Source organism: Streptosporangium canum (assembly GCF_900113865.1).
Taxonomy (GTDB): domain Bacteria; phylum Actinomycetota; class Actinomycetes; order Streptosporangiales; family Streptosporangiaceae; genus Streptosporangium; species Streptosporangium canum.
Genome location: NZ_FOQY01000018.1, coordinates 155,706 through 173,671, shown reverse-complemented (window position 1 = coordinate 173,671; position 17,966 = coordinate 155,706). Strand labels below are relative to the sequence as shown.

18 protein-coding genes and 2 tRNA genes are annotated in these 17,966 nt (G+C 69.4%); 7 read left to right on the top strand and 13 right to left on the bottom strand.

Annotation, left to right across the window (positions count from 1 at the left end; genetic code table 11):
* The first annotated feature begins 623 nt into the window (after window positions 1-623).
* Entirely contained in the window at window positions 624-1,025 is a 402-nt protein-coding gene (locus BM085_RS25325) for a hypothetical protein (protein ID WP_093889417.1), read from the top strand.
* 53 nt (window positions 1,026-1,078) lie between these two features.
* Window positions 1,079-1,306, top strand: a complete 228-nt coding sequence (locus BM085_RS25320) for a hypothetical protein (RefSeq protein ID WP_093889407.1) — start codon at window positions 1,079-1,081, stop codon at window positions 1,304-1,306.
* A gap of 3 nt (window positions 1,307-1,309) precedes the next feature.
* Here BM085_RS25320 and BM085_RS25315 read toward each other — a convergent pair whose 3' ends face one another.
* From BM085_RS25315 to BM085_RS25280, 8 genes are all read right to left on the bottom strand, one after another.
* A complete protein-coding gene (locus tag BM085_RS25315) occupies window positions 1,310-1,729 on the bottom strand; it encodes a PH domain-containing protein (RefSeq protein ID WP_093889406.1) in 420 nt (139 codons plus the stop codon).
* 74 nt (window positions 1,730-1,803) lie between these two features.
* Complete coding sequence (locus tag BM085_RS25310; RefSeq protein WP_093889405.1) at window positions 1,804-2,571, bottom strand: group II truncated hemoglobin; 768 nt, start codon at window positions 2,569-2,571, stop codon at window positions 1,804-1,806.
* 147 nt (window positions 2,572-2,718) lie between these two features.
* Window positions 2,719-2,792, bottom strand: a tRNA-Met gene (locus tag BM085_RS25305).
* A gap of 248 nt (window positions 2,793-3,040) precedes the next feature.
* Window positions 3,041-3,114: transfer RNA gene (locus BM085_RS25300), tRNA-Met, on the bottom strand.
* Between the two features lie 74 nt (window positions 3,115-3,188).
* Window positions 3,189-6,107: a UPF0182 family protein gene (locus tag BM085_RS25295; RefSeq protein ID WP_245789670.1), complete on the bottom strand. Its 2,919-nt coding sequence runs from the start codon at window positions 6,105-6,107 to the stop codon at window positions 3,189-3,191.
* A 409-nt stretch (window positions 6,108-6,516) separates the two neighbouring features.
* Window positions 6,517-7,563, bottom strand: coding sequence for a YlbL family protein (locus BM085_RS25290; protein ID WP_093889403.1), 1,047 nt, complete (start codon window positions 7,561-7,563; stop codon window positions 6,517-6,519).
* Window positions 7,564-7,646: 83 nt separating this feature from the next.
* Window positions 7,647-8,072, bottom strand: a complete 426-nt coding sequence (locus BM085_RS25285; RefSeq protein ID WP_093889402.1) for a molybdenum cofactor biosynthesis protein MoaE — start codon at window positions 8,070-8,072, stop codon at window positions 7,647-7,649.
* A 130-nt stretch (window positions 8,073-8,202) separates the two neighbouring features.
* Complete coding sequence (locus BM085_RS25280) at window positions 8,203-9,276, bottom strand: NAD-dependent epimerase/dehydratase family protein (protein WP_093889401.1); 1,074 nt, start codon at window positions 9,274-9,276, stop codon at window positions 8,203-8,205.
* A 79-nt stretch (window positions 9,277-9,355) separates the two neighbouring features.
* On the opposite strand from BM085_RS25280, the gene BM085_RS25275 reads away from it, so the two are divergent.
* The 3 genes from BM085_RS25275 (at window position 9,356) to BM085_RS25265 (ending at window position 12,284) form a co-directional block, all read left to right on the top strand.
* Window positions 9,356-10,663, top strand: coding sequence for a zinc-dependent metalloprotease (locus BM085_RS25275; protein WP_093889400.1), 1,308 nt, complete (start codon window positions 9,356-9,358; stop codon window positions 10,661-10,663).
* Window positions 10,660-11,205, top strand: a complete 546-nt coding sequence (locus BM085_RS25270; RefSeq protein ID WP_093889399.1) for an NUDIX hydrolase — start codon at window positions 10,660-10,662, stop codon at window positions 11,203-11,205. Before BM085_RS25275 ends, BM085_RS25270 begins: the two co-directional genes overlap by 4 nt.
* Before the next feature lie 83 nt (window positions 11,206-11,288).
* Window positions 11,289-12,284, top strand: a complete 996-nt coding sequence (locus tag BM085_RS25265; RefSeq protein ID WP_245789668.1) for an endonuclease/exonuclease/phosphatase family protein — start codon at window positions 11,289-11,291, stop codon at window positions 12,282-12,284.
* Window positions 12,285-12,422: 138 nt separating this feature from the next.
* On the opposite strand, the gene BM085_RS25260 is transcribed toward BM085_RS25265, so the two are convergent.
* The 3 genes from BM085_RS25260 to BM085_RS25250 all read right to left on the bottom strand — a co-directional run bounded on the left by BM085_RS25260 (window position 12,423) and on the right by BM085_RS25250 (window position 14,461).
* A complete protein-coding gene (locus BM085_RS25260; protein WP_245789666.1) occupies window positions 12,423-13,004 on the bottom strand; it encodes a DUF2064 domain-containing protein in 582 nt (193 codons plus the stop codon).
* Window positions 13,005-13,018: 14 nt separating this feature from the next.
* On the bottom strand, window positions 13,019-13,534 hold the full coding sequence (locus BM085_RS25255; protein WP_012894728.1) for a M48 metallopeptidase family protein: 516 nt from the start codon (window positions 13,532-13,534) through the stop codon (window positions 13,019-13,021).
* 141 nt (window positions 13,535-13,675) lie between these two features.
* Complete coding sequence (locus tag BM085_RS25250) at window positions 13,676-14,461, bottom strand: enoyl-CoA hydratase/isomerase family protein (RefSeq protein WP_093889416.1); 786 nt, start codon at window positions 14,459-14,461, stop codon at window positions 13,676-13,678.
* A gap of 184 nt (window positions 14,462-14,645) precedes the next feature.
* On the opposite strand from BM085_RS25250, the gene BM085_RS25245 reads away from it, so the two are divergent.
* Window positions 14,646-15,746: a ThiF family adenylyltransferase gene (locus BM085_RS25245; RefSeq protein ID WP_093889396.1), complete on the top strand. Its 1,101-nt coding sequence runs from the start codon at window positions 14,646-14,648 to the stop codon at window positions 15,744-15,746.
* A 64-nt stretch (window positions 15,747-15,810) separates the two neighbouring features.
* Window positions 15,811-17,148, top strand: a complete 1,338-nt coding sequence (locus BM085_RS25240; protein ID WP_093889395.1) for an ABC1 kinase family protein — start codon at window positions 15,811-15,813, stop codon at window positions 17,146-17,148.
* Between the two features lie 202 nt (window positions 17,149-17,350).
* Here the strand turns inward: BM085_RS25240 and BM085_RS25235 are convergent, their stop codons facing one another.
* Complete coding sequence (locus tag BM085_RS25235; RefSeq protein ID WP_177245249.1) at window positions 17,351-17,506, bottom strand: hypothetical protein; 156 nt, start codon at window positions 17,504-17,506, stop codon at window positions 17,351-17,353.
* 90 nt (window positions 17,507-17,596) lie between these two features.
* The gene (locus BM085_RS25230) at window positions 17,597-17,866 is read right to left on the bottom strand and encodes a WhiB family transcriptional regulator (protein WP_093889393.1); all 270 of its coding nucleotides are present in this window, start codon (window positions 17,864-17,866) and stop codon (window positions 17,597-17,599) included.
* Between the last annotated feature and the right edge of the window lie 100 nt (window positions 17,867-17,966).

Below are 17,966 nucleotides of genomic sequence, written 5' to 3'. Positions count from 1 at the left end.
AATGTTTGAAAGGTTTTCCCGACTGAAAGCACCCGGACTCTCATCCGGATGTATCAACCAAAGGAATCCGTCCCCCACCAGAGATGGGTTGGACGGGGTTGTGCTTCATGCACTGGCTTTTAACACACTGTTGAGTTCTCAAGAAACGGACGCGTTCTCCGTCGCCGTGACCGTGGTCCCGGCTTCAGGGCGTTCCATTCCGTATCTCTATCTTACCAGATCCGCCCGGTCCGTGTCAAACTGTCGCTTTTCGCTTCAGCCGATCCGAACCCGTCGAATCCGTTAGGATATCGACCGCCCCGTTTCCGGAGCAACCCTTCTAACTTACTCCGACATCCGGCTCTTGTCCAATCGTGCGGACAGGCCCGGATCTCCGGGTTAGATCGAAGGGAGGTGCTGAGCAGTTCGCCGACCTGGAGACCTTCTGGCTTCCGGGGCTCGTTGCCCTGCAGAAGGAACAGTACCAGGACTCTCGTGTCACAGAGACAACTTGCCAACCATTCCCGAGGCTCGCGCGTCCCAAACCGGACGGCGCAAGCAGACAACAAGCCATCCGCAATCGACTCTGGATACGAAGTAGGCACGAGGGTCAGGATCCTGACTCCACCGTGGAGGTGAGCACCATGACCCGCTCGGAGTTCGACGACATCCGCGCGCACATCGACGCGGAGGCCGATCACCCCGGTGACCTGATCAGGGTCGCCAGGTCTCTGTTGAGCGACCTTGAAGACGCACGGATGCGCGAGGCGACACTTCGCGCCTACTACCTGCGTCTTCTCACAGCGGCTCGAGCGACTGTCGCCGCCGAGGCGGCCGGCTATCCGGAACCGCTTACCTTCCTCACCGACGAGCTCGGCAAGCGAGGCCAGCTCCCGGCGACCGAGGACGAGGTGAACCGGATCCTGGCCGACGCGCACACCGCGGCCGCGCTGCTCGCCTGTCTGGAGCAGGCTCCCATCGCGGCGGCCGGTAAAGGAGCCCGTGCCCGCAGGTGCGCGGGTACAAGCCGTAGCCTCCCCCGATGAGGCGTTCCGCGTCATTGACCTGGTCTTGAAGCAAGATCTGTAAGACTTCGGGCATGTGGCAGCGGAGACTGGATTGGGCTGCGACGGTCTTCGTGGGCGTCTTCGGCGTCCTGTGGATCGGCGTCGTGACGTTCGCCGCCTTCGACGCGTCGATGTGGTCGCGGATCGGGCAGGCCCTCTTCGGGGCCTTCCTGGTGGGCTGGTCCCTGCGCAAGGCGGGCCTGTTGCTGCGCCGTACCCTCTCAAAAGTCACGGCGTGGCATCGCGGGATCGGGGCCTGACGGTCAGAAACCGGTCCGGAAGGAGCGCAGATCGTCGGCGACCTCCTGGCACGGGGTGCCGAGGTCGAACTGGCTCAGGAGGAAGATCTCCTCACCGGTGTCGATCTCCAGCAACCCCGTCCGCGAGGCGAAGCGGGTCCGCGTGTCCACCCGGATCCGCTCGACTTCGCTCCACGGCAGCCGCCGCGAGCCGGCGAACCCCTTCACCACGGCCAGTCCCTCGCTGTCGGCGCTGAGCCGTACCGGGGCCAGGACGTCACGCAGGGCCAGCGCGGCCATTATCACGGTCGCCGCGCCCGCCAGGATCATCCCGCGCAGGTCACCGATGCTCAACACGGTGGCCACCGCGAAAACGAGCGCCGCGACGCCTTTCAGGACGAGGAGGTCGCGGCGCACGCGCCACCGCAGAACCGGTCCGGACATGTCATCCACACTGGCACGCTAACCGCTCGGGGCCGGATACGTGTGGCGGCACCGCACCGGCACGTCGACCGCGCTCAGCCCTGGGGCACGTACGGCGGCGCCACGCCCCAGCCCCAGTGCGGCACCGGGGCGTGGGCGATCGGGGCGGCACCGGGCTGGGAGTTGGCGAACGCCAGGCGCGTCCCCCACTCGATGTAGCCGAGGAACGCCGCACGGAACTCCGGGTCTCCGGGGAGATCGGCCTCGTCGGCGGCATCCAGGAGAAGGCTCACCCAGCGGCGGCGCTGCGGTTCGGTGATGCCCTTGCCGAGGTGCTGGGAGAGCATGTGGGGATATCCCCCGCGTTCGCGCGTGTAGCGGTCCGGACCGCCGAAGACCTCGCCGAGCCACATCGCCACATATCTGGGGTGGCCGGGGTCCATGCCCGCGAAGAGCGGCCCGATGAGGTCGTCCTCCGTCACGTGGCCGTAGAAGATCTCGGTGAGCCGTTCGAGGGCCTCCGCCCCGCCGGCCCAGTCGTACAGCGTCGGCACCGCGGCGCCCTGGCCCCGGATGCCGGTGGGCGCGTAGTGACGCATCTCCTCGATGTCGGAGACGTAGGGCCGGATCTCGGCGAAGAAGGCCGCGAAGTGCGGACCGCCCCTGAACCCCTGGAGATGGTCCTCGGCGGAGGACCAGGTGATCCGCAGGATGTAGCAGGCGGGTTCCTCGACGCATCGGGTGAGTTCGTAGTCCACGCACTGGGGGGCGCTCGCGAGTGGCGCGGCGGCGCGCCGGTACGCGGCCTCGAACTCGGCTGACCGCTCGGCGGGGACGCGGTAGCGGATGTATTCGACGATCATTGGTCCATCCCTTCGTGACAGATGCAACCCATGCGCCGATGTAATCATGTAATTGATGTTGAGCGCACCTGAGCGCTCCAGAAATCTCGGCTGGCCTGGAAAATGACGAAGGCCCTGATCTCTGAAAGATCAGGGCCTTCGTTACAGTAGCGGGGACAGGATTTGAACCTGCGACCTCTGGGTTATGAGCCCAGCGAGCTACCGAGCTGCTCCACCCCGCGTCGGTGTGTGTCTAAAGACTACCGGGCTCCGGCGGTGGAGTGCAAATTGATTACGCAACACGGAAAACCGGATCAACGTAAAAGGCCCGGTCAACACGGAGAACCGGATCGAGGCCGGAAGCCCCCCGCTCCGGAGAACCGGGCCGGCTCGGGAGAGCCCGCCTGACGCGGAAGGCCCCATGGGGTCGGGGAGCCCGCTCAACGCAGAAGGACCGGATCTCCGAGGAGATCCGGTCCTTCTGTTTCAGTAGCGGGGACAGGATTTGAACCTGCGACCTCTGGGTTATGAGCCCAGCGAGCTACCGAGCTGCTCCACCCCGCGTCGGTGTGTGTCTAAAGACTACCCGGCTTTGGCGGTGGACGCGAATCAGACGGCTCGCTGGGCCCCGTGAGCCCCTATGGACTCGGTGAGGACGTCGGCGTCGCCGCTGGTGTGGGGCTTCCGGAAGGAGCCGGAGTCGGGCTCTGCGAGGGGACCGGAGTGGCCGTGGCCGACGGGACCGCGACGCCCTTCAACTTCTCCAGGGCCTTCTCCAGCTCCTTCTGCGCCTCGCCGTACGCGGTCCAGTCCGGCGGGTTCTTCGCCAGGGCCCCCTGCGCCTTCTCGTAGGCCTGCTGCGCCTCGCTGATCACCTGGCTCAGCGCGGTGCTCGGCTGGGCGGGCGTGTTCGGCTTGGTGACGTCAGGCTTGGCCGGCGGGGCGGCGCCCGCTCCGAAGACCTGCTGCAGCGCGGCTTCCAGCGTGTCGGCGGAGCCGACCTTGTCGCCGTAGGAGACCAGGACCCGGCGGAGGATCGGATACGGCTCCTGGCCGGAGGCCGCGGCGATCTCCACGTAGACCGGTTCGACGTAGACCAGCCCGTTGGCGAACGGCAGGGTCAGCAGGTTGCCGTAGCGGACCTTCGCCTGGCCGAGGCCGAGCAGGTTGAGCTCGCCGGAGAACTTGTTCTGGAAGTTGTTCTGCACCTGGCCGGGGCCGGGGATCGTGGTGTTGGAGGGCATCCGCAGGATGCGGAGCTTTCCGTAGTCCGCTCCCGGGGTGGCGTCCACGGCCATGAACGCCGCCAGGTTCGGACCCTGGCGCGGCACGAACGTGGTGGTCAACGAGAACGTCGGGGCCGTCGTGTCGGGCATCTTGACCGACAGGTAGTACGGCGGCTGCTTGACGTCGCGCTCGCCCGACGACGGGTCGTTCGGGACGTTCCAGAAGTCCTGACCGCTGTAGAAGGCGTTCGGGTCCTCGATGTGGTAGCGGGACAGCACGTCACGCTGGACCTTGAACAGCGCCTCCGGGTAGCGCAGGTGCTGCTTGAGGCCGTCGCCCATCTCGCTCTGCGGCTTGATGATGCCGGGGAAGGCCTTGCGCCAGGTCTGCAGGATCGGATCCGTCTCGTCCCAGGCGTACAGGTTGACGGTGCCGTCGTAGGCGTCGACCGTGGCCTTGACCGCGTTGCGCATGTAGTTGATCTGGTCGCGCGGCTGCTGCACCACCAGGCGCGGGTCGGTGGCGGTGTCCCGCGTCATCGCCTCCAGGCTCCGGCTGTCGGAGTAGGGGTAGGCGTTGGAGGTGGTGTAGGCGTCGGCGATCCAGACCACCCTGCCGTCGACGATCGCCGGGTAGGGGTTGTCGTCCAGGCTCAGGAACGGCGCGACCTTGGCGATGCGGTCCAGCGGGTTGCGCTCGTAGAGGATCTTCGACTTGTCGTTGATGTCGCTCGACAGCAGCAGGTTCTTCTCGCCGTACTTGGCCGCGTAGAGAACCCGGTTGAGGAACGAGCCGACCGGGACGCCGCCCTTGCCGACATAGGTGGTGTTCTGCTGGCCGGTGCCGCCGCTCTCCGGGTAGTCGAGCTCCTGGTTCTTGTCACCGCCCACCACGACGTACTCGGGCGCCGTCGGGGACTCGCCGAAGTAGATCCGCGACTCCTTCAGCCCGGTCCGCTGCACCAGGGGGCCGGTCACCGGCATGTCCTTGGCGTCGAAGTTGGGCAGGCCCTGCGAGTCGACCTCGTTGCCCGGGGCGGCCACGAAGCCGTAGCCGTGGGTGTAGACCAGGTGCCGGTTGATCCAGTTGTCCTGCTCGCGCGGCGGGCCGGTGAGCTCTCGCACCGCCACCACGGTGTCGCGCAGCTTGCCCGACTCATCCGGGTAGCGGTCGACGTCGAGCGGGTCGTGGAAGTCGTAGTAGCCGCGAATACGCTGCTTCTGCTGGTAGGTCTTGGCGACCAGGTTGGGGTCGAGCAGCCGCACGCCCGAGATCGAACTGTCGGCGGTGACGTTGACCTTGCTGGCGTCACCCTGCGCCGTGTAGTCGATGACCTCGGATTTGTCGACGCCGTAGGCCTTCCTGGTGGCGTCGATGTTGCGCTTGATGTAGACCTGTTCCTTGTCCTGCTGGTTCGGCTTGACCTGGAACTGCTCGACCAGGGCCGGATAGACCCCGCCGATCAGGATGGCCGAGAGCACCAGCAGGCCGAAGGAGACGCCGGGCAGCATGCCGCCGGGCCGTACGACTCCGGCGAAGAACAGGGCGGCGCAGATGAGGGCGATGATCGCCAGGATGGTCTTGGCCGGTAGCACGGCGTTGACGTCGGTGTAGGACGCGCCGTACGCGAAGCCCCGGTCGGAGAAGACCAGTCCGTACCGGTCGATCCAGTAGGCGACCGCCTTCAGCAGCACGAACACGCCGAGCAGCACCGACAGGTGCACCCGGGCGGCCCGTGAGGCGTGCACGCCCGGCGACTGGAGCCGGAAGCCGCCGTACAGGTAGTGGACGACCGCCGCCATGATGGCCGACAGCACCACCGCGGCGAACAGGAAGTTCAGCACCATCCGCAGGAACGGGTAGGTGAACATGAAGAACGACACGTCCATGCCGAACAGCGCGTCGGTCTCCTTGAACGGCGTGGCGTTGGTGAACTCCAGCCAGGTCTTCCACTGGCTGGAGAACGACGAGCCGGCGAACAGGGCGAGCACGGCGACGCCGATCAGGAAGATCAGCTTGCGGTGCGGGTCGAGGGCCATCCGGTAGCGGTCGGCGCCGCTGGCGCCGCCGAACATCCCCGGGCCGAACATCGGCCGCATCCGGTAGGCCAGCAGCATGTTGCCGCCCACGAGACCGACCATCAGCACGGCGCCCACGATGAAGAGCAGGATCTGTGTGACGATCACGCCGGAGAAGACCGCCGTGTAGTTCACCGAGTCGTACCAGAGGTAGTCGGTGAAGATACCGGCGAAGAGGAAGAACAACGCAACGAGCGCGACGATGGCGATCGCGACAGGAAGTAGCAGTCGTGGCCGGCGGGGCAAGCGCATTGCCCTACCGGCTCCGGGGGTCCGGAAGCTCAAGGCCAACCCCTTGTCGTAAGAGCACGGTCCGTGTTTGAAAACCTACACCGGCAGGGGTTCCGTCGTGCTCAGCCGCTTGGCCACGGTCCGGCCACAACCCCCACAGGTCTCGGGTCCACCACTGTCAACGTACGAGACGCCGGATCAGTGCCCAGGCGCGTGGTCGGTGTGCTCGGACGCCGATCCCCCGCTCCGTTCCCCGGCGCCCCCGTCACGGTCCGCGTCCGCGCACCCCGACGTTCCCGCTCGGTCCGCGGGCGCGTTCGCAGTCCCCTGGCACAACGGTCATGGCCCGCGCACACACCCCGGCGTTCCCGCTCGGTCCGCGTCCGCGCTCGCCGATCTCCCGGCGCGGTCCGCGCCCTCGCTCAAGCCGTCAGCCGACGGGGCAGCTCGGCGTGGTGCCGGAGCCGGTGCGGACCGCGTCGATCGCCTGCACCGCGTCGTGGAGCGTTTCGATCTTGACCAGCTTGAGGCCGTCGGGGATGGCCTTCGTCGCCTCGGCGCAGTTGTCGGCCGGGGTGAGGAAGACCGTGGCCCCGGCCCTGCGGGCGCCCACCATCTTCTGCTGGATGCCGCCGATCGGGCCGACCGTGCCCTCCGGGGTGATCGTCCCGGTCCCGGCGATCGCCTTGCCCCCGGTCATCGCCCCCGGGGTGAGCTTGTCCATGATGCCGAGGGAGAACATCATCCCCGCGCTCGGCCCGCCGACGTCACCGACGTTGATCTGCACCTTGAACGGGAACTTGTATTTGATCTGCATGGTGATGCCCACGATGGGCGTGCCGTCCTTGGCCGCGACGGTCGGGACCGCCACGGTCCTGCTCTGCTCGCCGCGGTTGACGGTGAAGGTGACCGCCTCGCCGGCCTTGTGCTTGCGGACGGCCGCGGAGACGGTCTCGCGGTCGGCCGCGGGCACCCCGTCCACCGAGACGATCTCGTCGCCGGCCTTGAACTTCCCGTCGGCCGGCAGGCCCTTCTGGACGGAGGCCACGCTCACGACCGAGTTGTAGGGGATCTTCAACTCGGTCAGCGCCGCCGCGGTCGCGTCGTCCTGGGAGTTGGTCATCTCCTGGGTGTTCTGCTGCTCGACCTCCTCCGCCGTGCTCGTCGGCGGGAAGATCGTCTCTTCCGGCACGACCGCGACGGTCGGGTCGACCCAGCCTCTGAGCGCGCTGAACAGGTCGATCCTGTTGCCCGGTCCCCCCTGGTAGGCCACGGTGACGAGGCTAAGCTTGCCCGAGGTCGGGTAGGTCTGGTGTCCCTCGATGCTGATCACCGGCTTGCCCTTGACGTCGCCGATGGTGTTCTCGGTCGGTCCGGGGCTCAGGACGACGTACGGGACCGGCAGCAGGGCGCCGACGACGCCGAGCATGAGCGTGAGGAAGCCGGCCACCATCAAGGTCAGCGCTCGTCGGGACATGGGGGAAGCCTATGCCGTGTGACCGGTCATGGAGCTGTGCGTACGCGTCGTCATATTCCAGATCGTACGGCTTGTGCCTGATCTCACTCGCAGGCCCCGACCCATTCGGCCGAACCGTCGGTGAAAAGCTGGTTCTTCCAGATCGGCACCTCGCTCTTGAGATCGTCGATCAGCTGCCGGGAGGCCGCGAACGCCTCGGCCCGGTGGGGGCAGGCGACCGCCACGATGACCGCGATGTCGCCGAGTTCGAGGTCGCCGATCCGGTGCACCGCGGCCAGGGCGGTCACCGGGAAGTCCGCGGCGACCTTCTCGGCCACCCGGCGCAACTCGTCCTCGGCGCTGGGGTGCGCCGAGTAGGACAGCCGCGTAACCGGCTTGCCGTGATCCTGGTCACGCACCGTGCCGACGAAGATCGTGGTGCCGCCCGCGGCGTGGTCACCGACGGCGGAGTACACCTCGTCGACGGAGAGCGCACTGTCGCGAATACCCAGCAAACGGATGACGGTCACGCCAGAGAGCGTACCTCCCCGGGAAACGGGCTCTCCGGGCCCGGCAGGACGTCCGCACCCGGCCTCGGGCCGCCCCGCCCCGCCCGCCCCGGGAGGGCGGGTCCCCGGGGCGCGAGCCGTGCCCGGAGGCTCAGACGCGACGCTTCTTGCGGGCGGCGCGGACGATCGCGGCGGTGCCGAGGACCGCGACGGTCGCGCCGGCGGCGGTGATCGTCGCCTCCTTGCCGGACAGGCGGCGGCCGACGACCGTGTGCCTGCCCTCGCGCAGTTCCAGGAGCTGTTCGAAGGCGGCCTCGTTGCTCCACAGCGGTTTCCAGCCGGCCGCGCGCAAGGCCGAGCAGTCGACCACCCACGGATAGACGACGTAGTGCAGATCGGTCGCCGGGGCCGGGGTGATGCCCAGCCGGTGCAGGCGCTGGGCGGTGCCGAAGGTCAGCCCGGCCGGCAGCTCGAACCGGCGCAGGCCGGAGAGCCCCTCCACCTGGTCCTGCTCCAGCCAGCCGTCGCTCCCGACGGCCACCACCCCGGAGACCGTGCCGAGCGCGGCCAGCTCCAGCGCCGAGACCAGGTCGTCCACGTGGCAGAACTGCCACCGGGGACTGCATCCCTTGACGCTGAGCAGCCTGGGCGCCTCGAAGTGGCGGGTCACCACGCTGTCCACGCCCGGGCCGACCACGGCGGCCGGGCGTACCACGGTCACCTCCAGGCCGGGGTGGCTGCGCAGCGAGCGCCGGACCAGGGCCTCGATCTCCAGATGGTCGCCGACCATGCCGGTGTCGGGTTCGGCGGCCACCGCGGAGTCCTCGGGCAGCGGGACGGGGTTGTCGGGCGCCGCGCCGTACACCATGGCGCTGGTGACCAGCACGACGCGGCGCACCCGGGCGGCGGCGCTGGCGGTGAGCACCGTCTGGGCCGCCCGCAGGTTGTAGGCGCGTCGCTCTCCGGAGTCGGCGTCGAGCGCGTAGTCACCCCCCAGATGAACGAGCACGTCGATGTCGGAGATCCGGTTCGCCAAGAGCGGATCCCGGACGTCGAGCACCCGCCAGGTGACGTCGGGCACGTCGCCGCGCTGCTCGTCGATGGCCACGACCCTGCGGAAATCCGCAGACGAGGCGACCTTCGCGAGGAAGGCACGGCCGATTCCCGAGGCCGCGCCGGTGACGGCGACGACCGGGGGCCGGAGGCGTTTTGAGGTAGGCACCATGGCCTCACTTTGCACTGACCCGCCATGCGACGGATAACGTGGCGGATGTGGACTCCTCCATCCTGCACGAGGTAGAGCGGTGACTGACTTGCCAGGTCGGGAAAACGACCCCAACGAGAATCCGTTCGCCATGTTCGGCGACCCGGAGCAGATCGCAGCGGCCATGCGCCAGTTCGCAGACATGCTCTCCGCGCCGCCGAGCTCCGGTCCCGTCAACTGGGACATGGCGAAGAACATCGCACGGCACGTCGTGGCCGCCGAAGGCGACCCGAGTGTCATGGAAGGCGAGCGGCGTCAGATCGTGGACGCCCTCAACCTCGCCGACCTGTGGCTGAACGAGGCGACCGCGCTTCCGAGCGGGGTGAGCAACCCGCAAGCGTGGAGCCGGTCGGAATGGATCGAGAAGACCGTTCCCGTCTGGCGGCAGCTCTGCGACCCGATCGCGGCCCGCATGGTCGAGACCATGAGCGGCACCCTCGGCGCCGCCGGTCTGCCCGCCGAGGCCCAGGCCATGGCCGGGCCGCTGATGGGCATGATGAAACAGATGGGCGGCATGATGGTCGGCCAGCAGATCGGCCAGGCCATCGGCTCGCTCGCCCGCGAGGTGATCGGCTCCTCCGACATCGGCCTTCCGCTGTCCGACAGCGCCGCCCTACTGCCCGGCGGCATCGCCGCGTTCAGCGAGGGCCTGGAGACGCCCGGCGAGGAGATCCGGCTGTATCTGGCCCTCCGCGAGGCGGCCCACCACCGGCTGTTCCAGCACGTGCCGTGGCTGCGCTCGCATCTGCTCGGCGCGGTGGAGGAGTACGCCAGGGGCATCACGGTGGACGTCTCCGCCCTGGAGGAGCAGCTCCGCGGGCTGGACATGAACAACCCCGAGCAGCTCCAGCAGGCGCTGAGCGGCGGCAACCTGCTCAAGCCCGAGGAGACCGACCGGCAGAAGGCCGCCCTGGCGCGGCTGGAGACCATGCTCGCCCTGGTCGAGGGCTGGGTCGGCACGGTCGTGGACGGCGCCGCCGCCGGCAAGCTGCCCTCGTCGACGGCGCTGGCGGAGACCGTACGGCGCCGCAGGGCGACCGGTGGTCCCGCTGAGCAGACCTTCGCCACGCTCGTCGGCCTGGAGCTGCGCCCCCGCCGGCTGCGCGAGGCGGCGGCCCTGTGGCAGGCGCTGGAGGCCGACCGCGGCGTCGACGGCCGGGACGCGGTCTGGGGCCACCCCGACCTGATGCCCACCGCCGACGATCTCGGCAACCCCGAGGGCTTCGTCCGCGGAGAGCCCGAGTTCGACCTGTCCGGTCTGGAGGCCTCCCTGCGGGAGGAGCCTCCCGCCGAGGACGACGAGGACGGGAAGGGCGGCAAGGGCGACGGGAAGGGCGACGCCGGGTGAGCCTGCGCGCGCACGCGCAGAGCGTGCTCGCGGCCTGGGTCGCGCCGACGGCGCAGGAGGAGCTCCTGCGCGAGGAGTTTCTGGGGCACGTGGCCGCCCACGAGGACGCGATGTGGCGCGAGTGCGTGCCGGGCCACCTGACGGCCACGACCGCGGTGCTCTCCCACGACGGCGAGAGGGTGCTGCTCACGTTGCACCCCAAGGCCGGGATGTGGCTGCCCATGGGCGGCCACTGCGAGCGCGGCGACGACTCGCTGGAGGCCACGGCGCTGCGGGAGGCCACCGAGGAGTCCGGCATCCCCGGCCTGCGGCTGCTGCCCGGCCCGCTCGCCCTTGACCGGCACCGGGTCTGGTGCCACCCGCCGCACAGCCACCATCTGGACGTGGAGTACGGCGCGGTCGCCCCGGCCGATGTCGAGGCCGTGATCAGCGACGAGTCGCTCGACCTGCGATGGTTCCCGGTGGAGGAGATCCCCGCGCTCTCCGACGAGGCGACCCGCCGGTTGGCGCGCCGCGCGCGAGAGGTTCTGCGCTCCTCCTAGCCGGGGCGTTTTACGCTCGTCTCACACCCCCCTGGTTATCGTCCCGCTCACTGGCGTGACGAGCGGGACGGGGCATCGTGAGCGTGGACATCACAGCCGACAGGGACGTGGGCGGCGCCATCGTGACACCGCCGCGCCGGCGCCGGAGGATTCGCCGGGCTCTCGCCTGGGCGGTGGTCACCCCGTTCGCCGCCTGGGCCGTGGCCAGGGTGGCCGGGCTGGAGCGGGGGGCGCTGGTCACCCAGATCATGACCGGCACGCCGTACGTGGCGGCGGGCTCGCTCCTCCCCGTGGTCCTGGCCGCACTGGCCCGCAGCCGGGCGGTCACGGCCGTCGCGCTGGTCACCGCGGCGGCGCTCGGCTCCAGCGTTCTGCCCCGGGCCATCGGCTCCTCGGAGGCCGCCGGGACTCCGCTGCGGGTGCTGACTCTCAACATGTTGTTCGGCGGGGCCGAACCCGGGACCGTGACGGCCCTGGTCCGGCGGCTGCGGCCGGACGTGCTGAGCACGCAGGAGCTGACCCCCGAGATGGTCGAGAAGCTGGACGCGGCCGGCCTCCGGGAGCTGCTGCCGCACCGCCTGCTGGCCCCGGACCCGGGTGCGAGCGGCAGCGGCCTGTACGCCAGGTATCCGCTGGAGGCGCTGGAGGGCATGTTCCGGCCGGTCGGGCACAACATGCCCGCCGCCACGATCACCCTGCCCGGCGTCAAGCCCGTCGAGATCGTCGACGTTCACCCCTACGCGCCGATGGAGGAGCACATACGCGAATGGACGGCGGCGCTGGAGTCCTTCCCCCCGGCCGTCCCCGACAGGATCCGCATCCTCGCCGGCGACTTCAACGCCAGCCTCGACCACGCCGCCATGCGCCGCTTCCTGAGCCGGGGGTACGCGGACTCGGCCGACCGGGCCGGCCGGGGGCTCACGCCCACCTGGCCCGCCAACAGGCGGATCCCGCCGCTCATCACCATCGATCACGTGGTCGTGGACCAGCGGGTGCAGGTGAACGAGGTCAGCGTCCACACCGTCCCCGGCACCGACCACCGGGCCGTGTTCGCCGACCTGCGCCTGCCCGTGTCCTGACGTGGTCCGACCCGGGAGCGGCGTCCGGCCACCGGGCCCTGTCCGCCGACCCGCGCCTGCCCGCGCCCTGACGCGGCCCACCCCGGGAGCGGCGTCCGGCTCACCGGCCGCCGCCGGGTGTCCGTCCGGGCCGGCCGCTCAGGCCGAGAGCAGCGCCCGGGTGTTGTCCCAGCCTTCCAGACCGGGGTCCAGCCGTGCGATGTCGTCGGGGGTGCGCAGGCGGTGCCAGCCCGGCCCGGTGGCGACGGTCCGGGGCCCGGGCGCCGCGGCGCGCAGCGCCTTGACCGGGTCGTGGTCGTCGAAACCCGTCCCGGCCCAGTCGGGGTAGGGCAGGTGGGCGGCTATCGCCACGGCGCCGCCGTCGGCGGCCGGGCAGACGGCCACCCGCGCCCGGCCGAGCCGGCGGAAGAGCTTGCCGATCAGCAGGGGAGGCAGGTCGGGGGCGTCGCCGCTCAGCAGGACCGCCTGCCCGCCGTACGGCAGTGCCGCGAAGGCGGCCCTGACCAGGGCCTCCCCGGACAGGTCGGGGATCTCGACGACCGGGGTCCCCGGCCAGACGATCTCCTCCATCCCCGGCACGCTCGTCACCAGGACCGGCGAGACGAAATCGAGCCCGGCGACGAGCTCGTAGGTGTCCTCGGCCACAGCCGTCAGGAACGCGGCGGCGTCGACTCCCGGTGGGGTCGCTTCCGCGATCGAGGGGGTGACGACAACCGCCACCAGTCGCTCTTGTGTCAACATTCCTCCGCGGCGCCGTTGGCCGCCATGGAGAATCCCTCAAGGAACCCTCGTGCCCGCTCGGCCTTGGGATAGTGTTCCACCAGCGCCCAGAAGCGAGGACCGTGGCTGGGCACCAGCAGGTGCACGAGCTCGTGCATGATCACGTAATCGACCACCCACGAGGGCATGCCCCGCAGCCGCGTGGAGAGCCTGATGGTGCCGTGATCGGGGGTGCAGGAGCCCCAGCGGTGCTGCTGATTGTCCACCCATCGCACGCTTGAGGGCATCGCCCTGCCGTCCAGATAACGCGAGGACAGCTCGCTGGCCCGCTCGAGCAGGTCGTCGTCCGAGGGGCGTCTGCGCTGCTCCTTGGCCGCGAGCCGGTCGAGCATCCGCCGTACCCATTGCTCCTCATCGGTGCTGCTCAATCCTGCGGGAAGCAGCACGATCGTTTTCTCGCCGTCGCGGTACGCGGAAACCGTCCGCCTGCGACGAGAACTTCGACGGACCTCGACTGTCTCGGGGGGCACATATGAACGGTAGCCGAGAATGACGAATTCACACCAGAGGGCAGAAGACGTTCTGGCTGGTCAATCCCCGTTCGTTGATTGTTCAGCGAGACCGATCGGTTATGGCGGCGACTTATCGAATTAACCTGGATATCGCCTGTCTCAGGAGTTGCCGAATCGCGGGACCCGCCGTTCTCGCTGTGCCGTCAGCCCTTCAAGCATGTCGGCTGAGGTCATGGTGACCGGCTGGGCGAGGGACTCCCAGCGCAGAGCGGCGTCGAGGTCCGCGTGCCCGCCGCCCGCGAGGGCGACCTTGGTGAGCCGGGTGGCGATGGGCGCGTTGGCGGCGGTCCGGGACGCGATCTCCAACACCTCCGCCATCAGGCTCTCGCGAGGGAACGCCCTGGTGACCAGCCCGGCCGAGGCCGCCTCGGCGCCCCGCATCGTCCGTCCGGTCAGCAGCATCTCCCTGGCCACCCCCACCCCGGCGACGCGGGGCAGCAGATAGGTGGCCGCCATTCCGGGGTGCAGGCCGAGCGAGGTGAAGGGGACGGCGAGCCTGGCCTCGTCGGCGGCGTAGACCAGGTCGCAGGAGAGGGCGAAGCAGAGCCCGGCCCCGACTGCGGCGCCGTTGACCGCGGCGATGGTCGGCACCTCCAGGTCCGCGATCGCCAGCCAGGTGCGGTAGAAGCCGAGCATCCTGTCGCGAAGGTCGGGCACGCTCTCGACGCCGCGCTCGGCGAGCCAGGACAGGTCTCCCCCGGAGCAGAACGCGCTCCCGGCGCCGGTGACCACCACGCACCGCACGTCGCGGTCCCGGCGCAGGTCGGTGATCGTCTGCCGCCACTGCCCGGTCATCCCGTCGGTCATCGCGTTGCGCCGGTCCGGGCGGTTCAGGGTGAGCACCACGACGCCGTCGTCCCGCCGGTCGACCAAGAGCTCGTTCATGCGGCGAGCGTAGTGCACGGCGGATCCGCCCACGGGGGACGCGGAGGCCATCGGTCCACAGGGGGCGCGGGAGTTATCCACAGGCGATGGGAAACCCGCTCGGGATCTTGTGAGGGCGTGGGATCTTGCGGGGGCCGGAGCGCTGACACGCCCCGGCCGGCACGCTCCCAGGAAAGGCAGGCCCATGAGACCACGTCTGAAGCCCGCGTTGCGCAGGGTCGCGCGCGACGAGCGCACCCTGCAGTTCGGTCTGCATCCCCGGCACGCGGTGCTGCTGGCCGATCTCGAACCCGAGGTCCGCCGCTGGGTCGAGAGCCTGGACGGCGTGCGGGACCTCCCTGGCGTGCTGGCGGCCGCGGCCGAGGCGGGAATCGGGGAGGATCACGGCCGGACTCTGCTCGACCTGCTGGTCAGCCGGGGTGTGGTGGACGACGCCGGGGTGCCGCCCGGCCCGCTGCGCACGCTCACGATGGCCGCGCGGGACCGGCTCCAGCCCGATTTGGACGCGCTCTCCCTCTCCCCCGGCACGACCGACGGCGGGCTCGCGACGCTGGAGCGCAGGCGCGACGCCCAGGTGCGGGTATACGGGGCGGGACGGGTGGGCGCGCAGATCGTCGCCCTGCTCGCCGCCTCCGGAGTCGGCCGGCTCTGCGTCGTCGATCCCGGTACGGCCCGGCCCAGGGATGTCGTGCCCGGCGGGCTGACCTGGGCCGAGGTGGGGATGAGCAGGCAGGACGGCGCGGTGGCGATGGCCAGGGCCCTGGCGCCCGAGGTCACCGCGTGGACCGGTGACGGCGCGCCCCATCTCGCCGACGGCGCCCGCCGGCCGGACCTGGCGATCCTCGCGCCGGTGGAGCCGCTGGACGGCCTGCTGGTCGGCGAGCTCGTCGCCTGGAAGGTTCCGCACCTGCTGGTGACCGCCTTCGAGGGCTCGGGATCGGTCGGCCCGATGGTGCTGCCGGGGCAGAGCACCTGCCTGCAGTGTCTAGATTTGATTCGACGCGATCGCGACCCCGGCTGGCCGGTCGTCAGTGCCCGCCTGGGCGGCTTCCCCGCAGGGGAGATCGCCTGCGGCACGGTGATGTCGACGCTGGTCGCGGCGGTGGCGGCCGGTCATGCGCTTGCTCTGTTAGACGGAGGTGAGCCAAGTGTGACCAACGGCACAATGGATGTATTGCCTGATTGGAGATGGAAGCGGCGATCCTGGAGTGTTCATCCGCAATGTCGTTGCTTCCGAAACGACATGGGTTCGCTAACAATGGTCGCGTCGGCTACCTGCCGCTGATAGACACCACACCGAAGGGAGGGAGCGGCGTCTCGCTGTACGGCGGACACGCCGCAAACCAAAGGTGAGTGACCTTCCGCGCCGCGCCGTTGCGCGCTCCGCCAAGCTGGCGGCCCTCCCTATCGGGTTCGCCGGCCGCACCGCTCTCGGGCTGGGAAAACGGATCGGGGGCAAGCCCGCAGAAATCGTCGCCCAGGAAATCCAGCAACGCACCGCCGAGCAGATCTTCAAAGTTCTGGGAGAGCTCAAGGGCGGGGCGATGAAGCTCGGCCAGGCATTGTCCATCTTCGAGGCCGCTCTGCCTTCGGAGGTCGCCGGGCCGTACCGCGCGACTCTGACCAAACTGCAGGACGCCGCTCCGCCGCTGCCGGCCGCCACCGTGCACAAGGTTCTCGTCGAGCAGCTGGGGGACGACTGGCGGGAGAACTTCCAGTCGTTCGAGGACAGGCCGACCGCCGCCGCGTCGATCGGGCAGGTGCACAAGGCCGTCTGGCACGACGGCCGGACGGTCGCGGTCAAGATCCAGTATCCGGGGGCGGGCAAGGCACTGCTGTCCGACTTCACCCAGCTGGCCAGGCTCGGCAAGCTCTTCGGCGTGCTGCTGCCCGGCCTCGACATCAAAGCCGTGCTCAGCGAGCTGCGTGAGCGGGTGGTCGAGGAGCTCGACTACCTCCACGAGGCCGAGGCCCAGCACGCCTTCGCGCTGGAGTACAAGGACGACCCCGACTTCCTGGTCCCCGACGTCATCGCCGCCAACGAGCAGGTGCTCGTCTCCGAGTGGGTGGACGGCACCCCGCTGTCGCGGATAATCACCGACGGCACCAAGGAGGAGCGCGACCGCGCGGGGCTTCTCCTCGTCCGGTTCCTGTTCTCCTCCCCCGCCCGGGTCGGCATGCTGCACGCGGACCCCCATCCGGGAAACTTCCGGGTCCTGGAGGACGGACGGCTGTGCGTGCTCGACTTCGGCGCCGTCAACCGGCTGCCGGACGGCTACCCGTCGGTCTTCGGGAAGCTGACCCGCATCTTCAACAACGGTGACATGGCGACCGTGGTCCAGGGCCTGCGGGACGAGGGTTTCATCCTTCCGCACATCGAGGTGGACATGGAGGCGCTGCGGGCCTTCCTCTCCCCCTACATCGAACCGACCGCGGTCGAGGAGTTCACCTTCAGCCGGGAGTGGCTGCAGCACCAGGCGGCCACGGTCACCGACCTACGCCCCGGCAACGTGGTGCGCCAGCTCAACCTGCCGGTGTCCTACGTTCTCATCCACCGGGTGCACGCGGCCGGGGTCGGAGTGCTCTGCCAGCTCGGCACCACGGCCCGCTTCCGCGAAGAGGTGATCCGCTGGGTTCCCGGCTTCACCGAGGAGGACCCCGAGGAGCACGCGGTCGCCGCGAGCTGAACCGGACACGGGCCAGGCGAACACGGCCGACCACGCGAGGCGGGGCAGGACACGGCCAGACGGCAGGCAGGGCGGGGAGGGTGATCGGCTGCGGCTGGGAGGCGGCCGGCGCGGCGCGGATCTACACAGCACGGAGGGGTGGCCCGTTCGGACGGGCCACCCCTCTGTGTCATTCGTCTACCTCTCGGTGATCCTGATCGGATCAGGCAAGGCGCAGGAGCGCGTGGCGCAGGCGCGAGGACGCGCGCTCCGCACCACGACGGGCGCGTCGCAGGCGCATGATGCCCGAGACCAGACGCTGCTCCTCCGCCTCGCGGTGGAGCGTCCGTATTCGGTCCCGGACCAGTTCTTCATGCATAGACGTCATTTCAAGGCTCCGGGTGGTGAAGTGGGTCATTGGAAGCAGTCCTTTCAGGAACTTCGAGTTCTTGGGTCGATCAGGTGGTGATCAGGCAGCGAGCGGAGTCTTGCGGGGACGTCCACGCGGACGCTTCCGCGGAACGACGGCTCCCCGAAGGATGAGTTCGCCGCCCCAGACGCCCCACGGCTCCTCGCGCTCGAGCGCGCGGGCCAGGCAGGTCTGCTGGATCGGGCAGCCTCCGCAGAGCGCCTTGGCGAACTCCACGTCCTCCGGAGACTCGGCGAACCAGAGGTCGGGGTCGGTACGACAGGGGATTGTGGCTTCGTCGATCAGGTCCATGACCGTCTGGGCCCCCATCTGTTTCACCTCTCTGTTAGGTGTTGATCTTTGTTTACCTCTGGGTGGGGGTCAGGAATGACGCGGACAAACAAGAAGGCCGCGGATCCTGGTTGCGGAT

What these genes read in the sequence shown, in the direction of transcription:
- BM085_RS25325 (WP_093889417.1), top strand. Translation starts at nt 624, where the DNA reads ATGACCCGCTCGGAGTTCGACGACATCCGCGCGCACATCGACGCGGAG.
- BM085_RS25320 (WP_093889407.1), top strand. Translation starts at nt 1,079, where the DNA reads ATGTGGCAGCGGAGACTGGATTGGGCTGCGACGGTCTTCGTGGGCGTC.
- BM085_RS25315 (WP_093889406.1), bottom strand. Translation starts at nt 1,729, where the DNA reads ATGTCCGGACCGGTTCTGCGGTGGCGCGTGCGCCGCGACCTCCTCGTC.
- BM085_RS25310 (WP_093889405.1), bottom strand. Translation starts at nt 2,571, where the DNA reads ATGATCGTCGAATACATCCGCTACCGCGTCCCCGCCGAGCGGTCAGCC.
- BM085_RS25295 (WP_245789670.1), bottom strand. Translation starts at nt 6,107, where the DNA reads ATGCGCTTGCCCCGCCGGCCACGACTGCTACTTCCTGTCGCGATCGCC.
- BM085_RS25290 (WP_093889403.1), bottom strand. Translation starts at nt 7,563, where the DNA reads ATGTCCCGACGAGCGCTGACCTTGATGGTGGCCGGCTTCCTCACGCTC.
- BM085_RS25280 (WP_093889401.1), bottom strand. Translation starts at nt 9,276, where the DNA reads ATGGTGCCTACCTCAAAACGCCTCCGGCCCCCGGTCGTCGCCGTCACC.
- BM085_RS25250 (WP_093889416.1), bottom strand. Translation starts at nt 14,461, where the DNA reads ATGAACGAGCTCTTGGTCGACCGGCGGGACGACGGCGTCGTGGTGCTC.
- BM085_RS25245 (WP_093889396.1), top strand. Translation starts at nt 14,646, where the DNA reads ATGAGACCACGTCTGAAGCCCGCGTTGCGCAGGGTCGCGCGCGACGAG.
- BM085_RS25235 (WP_177245249.1), bottom strand. Translation starts at nt 17,506, where the DNA reads ATGCATGAAGAACTGGTCCGGGACCGAATACGGACGCTCCACCGCGAG.
- BM085_RS25230 (WP_093889393.1), bottom strand. Translation starts at nt 17,866, where the DNA reads ATGGGGGCCCAGACGGTCATGGACCTGATCGACGAAGCCACAATCCCC.